The 7,151-nt window shown below is 35.3% G+C and carries 6 protein-coding genes; 4 read left to right on the forward strand and 2 right to left on the reverse strand.

Annotated elements, in window-relative coordinates; genetic code table 11:
- Nucleotides 1-386: 386 nt before the first annotated feature.
- Together CN514_RS17595 and CN514_RS17600 are read right to left on the reverse strand one after the other, a co-directional pair.
- On the reverse strand, nt 387-929 hold the full coding sequence (locus CN514_RS17595) for a transcription repressor NadR (protein WP_098233720.1): 543 nt from the start codon (nt 927-929) through the stop codon (nt 387-389).
- A gap of 8 nt (nt 930-937) precedes the next feature.
- A complete protein-coding gene (locus CN514_RS17600) occupies nt 938-2,068 on the reverse strand; it encodes an IscS subfamily cysteine desulfurase (RefSeq protein WP_098233721.1) in 1,131 nt (376 codons plus the stop codon).
- Nucleotides 2,069-2,206: 138 nt separating this feature from the next.
- On the opposite strand from CN514_RS17600, the gene nadB reads away from it, so the two are divergent.
- The 4 genes from nadB to CN514_RS17620 form a co-directional block, all read left to right on the forward strand.
- Nucleotides 2,207-3,688 (forward strand): L-aspartate oxidase, encoded by a 1,482-nt coding sequence (gene nadB, locus CN514_RS17605; protein WP_098233722.1) that lies wholly within the window; start codon nt 2,207-2,209, stop codon nt 3,686-3,688.
- Between the two features lie 12 nt (nt 3,689-3,700).
- A complete protein-coding gene (gene nadC, locus CN514_RS17610; protein WP_098233723.1) occupies nt 3,701-4,528 on the forward strand; it encodes a carboxylating nicotinate-nucleotide diphosphorylase in 828 nt (275 codons plus the stop codon).
- Nucleotides 4,529-4,551: 23 nt separating this feature from the next.
- On the forward strand, nt 4,552-5,664 hold the full coding sequence (nadA, locus tag CN514_RS17615; protein WP_098233724.1) for a quinolinate synthase NadA: 1,113 nt from the start codon (nt 4,552-4,554) through the stop codon (nt 5,662-5,664).
- A 213-nt stretch (nt 5,665-5,877) separates the two neighbouring features.
- A partial coding sequence (locus tag CN514_RS17620) for a LysM peptidoglycan-binding domain-containing protein (protein ID WP_141529408.1) occupies nt 5,878-7,151 on the forward strand: 1,274 nt, incomplete at its 3' end.

Below are 7,151 nucleotides of genomic sequence, written 5' to 3' on the forward strand. Positions count from 1 at the left end.
GAGAATCGCAATTAAAATTGTCCAAATCACAATTAAAATTCGAGAATCGCAATTAAACTTAGCAAAACCGCAAATAAATTTCCAATAATGGCAAATAATATATAGTTTTACACATACTAGTGGTATTTTGACTTCACATTGTACAAAAATAGGACCCTTTAAAAGGGAAAGGAGCAATTTTACTCCTATTTCGACTTGAAAATTGATTAAAGATTGCTGAAATGATCATCAAAAAGATCGAAAACATCAACAAATTTTAAAGTCTGACTAAGATACCCCTGCTCTACATAAAAAAAGGATGCTCATATGTCTTTTACCCTGGCACATGAGACAACCCTTTATTGTTTAATCAAAGAAATCTACTAATACCTCTTTTAAACCTTCACTTATGGCATGTCTACCAAAAAACCTTCATTTTTTAATTGTAAGATTGCACTTTCAAGCTGCTGTTCACTATCTGCCTCTATTGTATGAAGATGTGTTCCATTTGTTAAATTAGACAGCGGGACAGAGCTCGTTTCCCCCATTTTTTGAAGGAATAAGGAAATATCATAACGGTTCGCAATTTGTAATTGGGCTGTGATATATCCATAGACAGGATGTTCAACCATTACATCCTTAACTGTAACACCGTGATCGACTAATATTTCAAGTTCTTTTTGAGTTTCTTCAGCTGTATGGTGACAAATAATTACTTTTTTAATTTTGTCTGTTTCTATATTAGGATGTATATAAATATAACCTTGTGCAGTTGCTAGTATAGGCTCATTTTTCGCTTTTAAAAGTGTAATATCACCTACGACAACTTGTCGACTAACATTTGCTCTTTTAGCTAAGGAATTGCCTGATAAGGGCGACTCAGACTCCTTTAACCATTGTAAAACTTTCTTTCTTCTTTCTTCCCCTAAAAGTTTTTTATTCATTTTAATTTCCTCGATTAAAAATTTTGATTAATGATTAATTTTAACACAGACGAGAATTTGATTAAGTCTTCTTCTGTTGTCTGTTTCCCGATTGAAACTCTAAAGAATTGTTTTGCTTCATGAGGATCTCTTCCGATTGCTAACATCGTTTCTGAAGGTTTTTGCATACCAATTGCACAAGCGCTTCCTGTTGAAATGGCAAATTGATGTCGATTACATTCAAGCATGACATACTGACCTTCAAGTCCAATGATCCTCATTCCAATTATATTTGGAATACACTCTTCATCAGAACCTTCAAATTTTACAAGATGTTGAACATCGTGTAATTGTGATTTTAAAACATTTTTTAAATAGTGACATCTCTTTTGCTCTTCGTCTTGATTTTTTATTATATGACCAGCTGCTGTTACGAAAGATGCAATTGCTGGGACATTAACAGTACCGGGACGAATCCCACTTTCATGAGATGTACCGGGATAGATTGGTTGACAAGTTAATTTAGGATTTAAATAAAGGGCACCAATCCCTTTTGGTCCATTTAATTTATGACCAGAAATACTAAGACTTGAAATTTCATATTTTGAGACATCTATTGCTATTTTTCCAAATGATTGTACACAATCGCAGTGGAGTAAAATATTTGATGAATTAAATAAATTTGCAATTTCGTTAATCGGTTGAATAGCTCCAATTTCAGAATTTACATGTTGAAAAATACCCAATACAGTATCTTCACGAATTGCACTTTTAATCACTTCTAATGAGATAATCCCGCAATTTGTAACTGGCAAATAAGAAACTTCATATCCTTGTTCTTCCAGTACTTTTAAATAATTACTAATTGAAGAATGCTCTAATGTTGTGGTTAATATGTGTTTTCCGACTTTTTTTGTACTCTTCAAGAGGGTTTGAATCGCAATTAAATTTGATTCAGTTCCTCCACTTGTAAAGTAAATTGAAGCGGGGCTAGCATTTATAAATCCTGCTAATTGCTTGCGGCATGCTTCAAGTAACAGTGATGCCTTTGAGCCAATATCATGTAAACTTCGCTCGTTTCCAAAGTAATTTTTAGAGGCAGTGACAAATGTCTCAATGGCTTCTTCACTCATTGGAGTTGTAGCAGCATAGTCTAAATAAATCAAATTAAAGTCTCCTTTTTTAAGCAATAAAAAAAAATTTCTTGTCATTAGTTTAAATATATGTAAATATAGGTGTCAAGACAGCTTTTTTATCTATAAGATAAAATTTAAATAGATGTACTGTAAATGGAGGGGGCAACTATGCGAACTGCAGACGTTGTCATTATTGGCAGTGGGATTGCTGCTTTAATGGCTGCTGAGGAAATTTGTCAGTCTAAAAATGTGATTCTATTCACAAAGAAAAAAATTTGGGACAGCAATTCGATGCTAGCACAAGGTGGAATTGCAGCTGTAATGTCTGATGATGATTCTTGGGAACTTCATAAACAAGATACGCTCGAAGCGGGTTGTAATGTAAATAATATAGAAGCAGTAGAAGAACTAGTAAAGAACGGAACAACGTCTATGAAGGATCTTGTTTCTATTGGCATGGAGTTTGATAAAGATGAATCAGGTCAGTTTCATCTAGGTAGAGAAGGAGCGCATCGGAAAAATAGAATTTTACATTCTGGCGGAGATGCCACTGGAAAGCATTTAGTTGAAACTGTTTATACTCGGATAAAAGAGAAAATAACGATTATTGAACATGAAATGGTAATTGATTTGATCATACAAGATGGAATATGTAAGGGTGTTTATATACTTAATGAAAATGGGGAATTAGAATCCTGTTTTGCAAACACAACGCTTCTGGCAACTGGCGGTATTGGGGCAATGTATCAATTTAGTTCCAATAATAAGGCCATAACCGGAGATGGAATTGCTATGGCATTTCGAGCAGGTTGTGAGATGGCTGATTTGGAGTTTATTCAATTTCATCCAACCATGCTTTACATTAATGGGGCATGTAAAGGTCTAGTATCAGAAGCTGTTAGAGGTGAAGGAGCTTTTTTAGTTACGAAAACTGGTCGTCGCATTATGAAAGGAATTCATCCTTTTGAAGATTTAGCACCAAGAGATGTTGTTAGTAGGGCGATTTTTAATGAAATGCAAAACGGGGAAGAAATCTACTTATCGATTGAAATGATTGATGGATTTGAACAACGTTTTCCAACAATTACTGCCAATCTTATTAATAATGGAATTGATCTAGAAAAAGGATTGATTCCTGTTGTTCCAGGCGCACATTTCCACATGGGTGGGGTGAAGACATCTGCAAATGGAGAAACGACAATTCCAGGATTGTATGCAGTAGGAGAGGTTGCATGTACAGGTGTGCATGGTGCAAATCGACTTGCTAGTAATTCCTTATTGGAAGGGATTGTGTTTGGTAAAAAGGTTGCGAAATTTATTGCCGACCTTCCTTTAGCTAAAGTAAATGAGAATCCACCAAAATATATGATACCAAGATTTAGAACTTTACCTACAAAAGATGAAATTAAAGAGATAATGATGAAGTATATCGGTATTGTAAGAAATGAAGACGATTTAAATAAAGCATCCACCTATTTTTCTTACTTCTTAGAGTCTAAAACAGATGATGCACGTCCGATGAACAAAGAGGAAATAGAAAGATACAATATGCTAATTACTGGAAAACTAATTGCAGAAGCTGCAATAAGAAGAAAAGAAAGCATCGGCTCACATTTTATAGAATATATAGATCAACCAGCTAATATTTGAGGAGAGAAATTCATGAATACATTAAAAGCTAAAAAAATGATTGAGCAATTTTTACTAGAGGATATTGGGGAAGGTGATCTATCCTCAATTCATATTTTTCCAATGCATGAAAGAACAACTGGAAAAGTACTTGCAAAAGCAGATGGAGTTATTGCGGGTACTGATTTAATCGAAATAACTTATAAATTACTTCATGAAGATATAAAAGTAACATTACATGTTAAAGATGGTGAATCTGTTCAGGCAGGGCAACTACTTGCAGAAGTAGAAGGACCAGTTCAAGTGTTATTATCAGGTGAAAGAGTTATGCTTAATCTCTTACAACGAATGAGTGGGATTGCAACGCTTACTTCAAAAGCAGTTGAAACATTAAACGACGAGAAAATTAAACTTGTCGATACAAGAAAAACGATGCCAGGTTTACGTTTGTTTGATAAGTATGCTGTTACTTGTGGTGGAGCATCAAACCATCGTTTTGGTTTATATGATGCAGTGATGCTGAAAGATAATCATATTGCTTATGCAGGTTCAATTAAAAATGCAGTAGATTCATTACGAAATAAATTAGGTCATATGGTCAAAATTGAAGTCGAGACAGAAAACAAAGATCAAGTTCTTCAAGCTATTGAAGCTGGTGCAGATGTCATTATGTTTGATAATCGTACTCCAGATGAAATAAAAGAATTCGTTAAACTTGTTCCAGAAACGATTGTAACGGAAGCTTCTGGTGGTATTACTTTAGATAATTTAGCAAGTTTTCAAAACTGTGGTGTAAATGTTATTTCTTTAGGCTGTTTAACACATTCGACAAAAGCATTAGATATAAGCTTCTACTTGTAATAAAAAGGGATTGGAGTGGGACAATGAACGTTTTAGATATGATACAAAAAAATGAAGGATATCAAATTCCTGATGAGTACTATACTTTATCAACTGAGGAAATGGAAAAAAGAGTAAAAGATATAAAAGAGAGATTAGGTGATGCTCTTTTCATTCCAGGTCATCATTATCAAAAGGAAGAAGTTGTAGTTTTCTCAGATTCGACTGGAGACTCTCTACAACTTGCTCAAGTTGCTGCTAATAATAAAAAAGCGAAATATATTGTATTCTGTGGTGTACATTTTATGGCAGAGACTGCAGATATTTTAACGGAAGATGAACAGATTGTTATTTTACCTGATATGAGAGCAGGCTGTTCAATGGCAGATATGGCAGATCATCATCAAACTGATCGTGCATGGGTAGAATTACAGAAGCTTTTTGGGGACACAATTTTACCGTTAACATATGTTAATTCAACAGCTGCTATTAAAGCGTTTGTCGGTAGAAATGATGGTGCAACCGTAACTTCATCTAATGCTAAAAAGGTTGTTTCGTGGGCTTTCACACAAAAAGAACGTATATTGTTCCTACCTGATCAACATTTAGGTAGAAACACAGCATTTGAATTAGGTGTACCGTTAGAACATATGGCTATTTGGAATCCAATAACTGACACTTTAGAATATGAGGGTGATGATCTAAATAACATCAAAGTAATACTTTGGAAAGGTCACTGCTCTGTTCATGAGAATTTTACTGTGAAAAATATTGAGAATGTACGAAAAAATCATCCAGACATGAGAATTATTGTGCATCCAGAATGTTCTAGAGAAGTTGTAGCTGCAAGTGATGACAATGGATCTACTAAATATATTATTGACCAAATTGAAGCTGCTCCTGCAGGAAGTAAATGGGCAATTGGAACTGAAATGAATCTAGTTCAAAGAATTATTAAAAATCATCCTGATAAGGAGATCATTTCATTAAATCCATTTATGTGTCCTTGCTTAACAATGAATCGTATCGATTTACCACACTTATTATGGTCTTTAGAAAGTATCGAAAAAGGTAACATCCAAAATATTATTACAGTTGATAAACAAACTGCAAAAGATGCAATTAAGGCATTAGATAAAATGCTTGAGCTTGCTTAAAAACATAATAGCATAAAAAATTAAAATCATTTAGTTCAATATGAGCTAAATGATTTTTTTATAGAAAAAACAAGAATAAAGTAAATACTTATACAAGCTTACTCGTCATAAATTAAAATACCTTCTATCATAAATACAAATATTCAGACATACATTGTTGTGAGGTACTAATGTACAATCCAACGTAGAGGCAATTGGTCAGGAGGGGAAAAGGTGAGAATTCACATAGTAATAAAGGGCGATACCCTTAAGAGCATTGCTCAAAAATATAACATCGACTACGAAGAGATAGTTAAATTAAATGCCCAACTAAGTAATCCAGATATGATCTATCCTGGCATGAAAATTAAAGTGCCAGAAAGGGGAGAAAAACCGGCCCCATTAGGTTCCAAAAAGGAGGTACAGCAACCTAAGCCAAGTGCTGCTTTGGTGGTAGAAGAAGGAAATGTTCAACCTGTAGCTCAGACACAACCTGCTGTCATGCCGAATACAAAGCCAGTTGATAATAATTTGAATATTAATGTAGAGGTTACACCGACAGTAAAACCTATAATTCAGGTACCTATTCCACCTGCGAAACCGACTGTATCACCTGCGACAAATAATGCGAATCAACAAGTATCTCCTGTTCAAACTGGAAAACCAAATGCGAACATACCGCAAGTTGTTTCGCCAGTGGCAGTTAAAAATCCGATAAATGATAATAAATCAAATGTGAACACCAAGGGAGGACAAAGCATGTCAGAGAAAAAGAACTACTTCCCAGGATCATTGGTTTCTCCGTCAACACCAAATCCGCAAGTATCGCCAGCGGAAACAGGAAAACCAAATCAACAAGTATCGCCAATATCAACAGGAAAACCAAATCAACAAGTATCACCGGTATCAACAGGAAAACCAAATGTGCAAGTATCACCAGTTTCAACAGGAAAACCAAATGTGCAAGTATCACCAGTTTCAACAGGGAAACCAAAAGAGCAAGTCTTACCAGTAGCAACAGGAAAACCGAATATGCAAGTATCACCGGTATCAACAGGAAAACCAAATATGCAAGTGTCACCAGTATCAACAGGAAAGCCGAATATGCAAGTATCACCAGTATCAACAGGGAAACCAAATATGCAAGTGTCACCAGTAGCAACAGGAAAACCAAATATGCAAGTGTCACCGGTATCAACAGGAAAACCGAATATGCAAGTATCACCAGCTGCAACAGGAAAACCAAATGCGCAAGTATCACCAGTAGCTACGAATAAAGCACAAACATTACCAGCATATATGGGGCCAAATAATGCACCACAAACATTGCCAGCATATATGGGACCAAATGCACCACAAACATTGCCAGCATACTCAGGACCGAATGTACCGCAAACATTACCAGCATATGCAGGTCCGAATCCAAACGCAGCCCAAACGTTACCATCATATATGGGGCCTAATGAAAACTTCCCACAAACAATGCCGGCATATATGGGACCAAACGC

The sequence above is a fragment of the Bacillus sp. AFS001701 genome (genome assembly GCF_002559405.1).
GTDB lineage: Bacteria > Bacillota > Bacilli > Bacillales > Bacillaceae_G > Gottfriedia.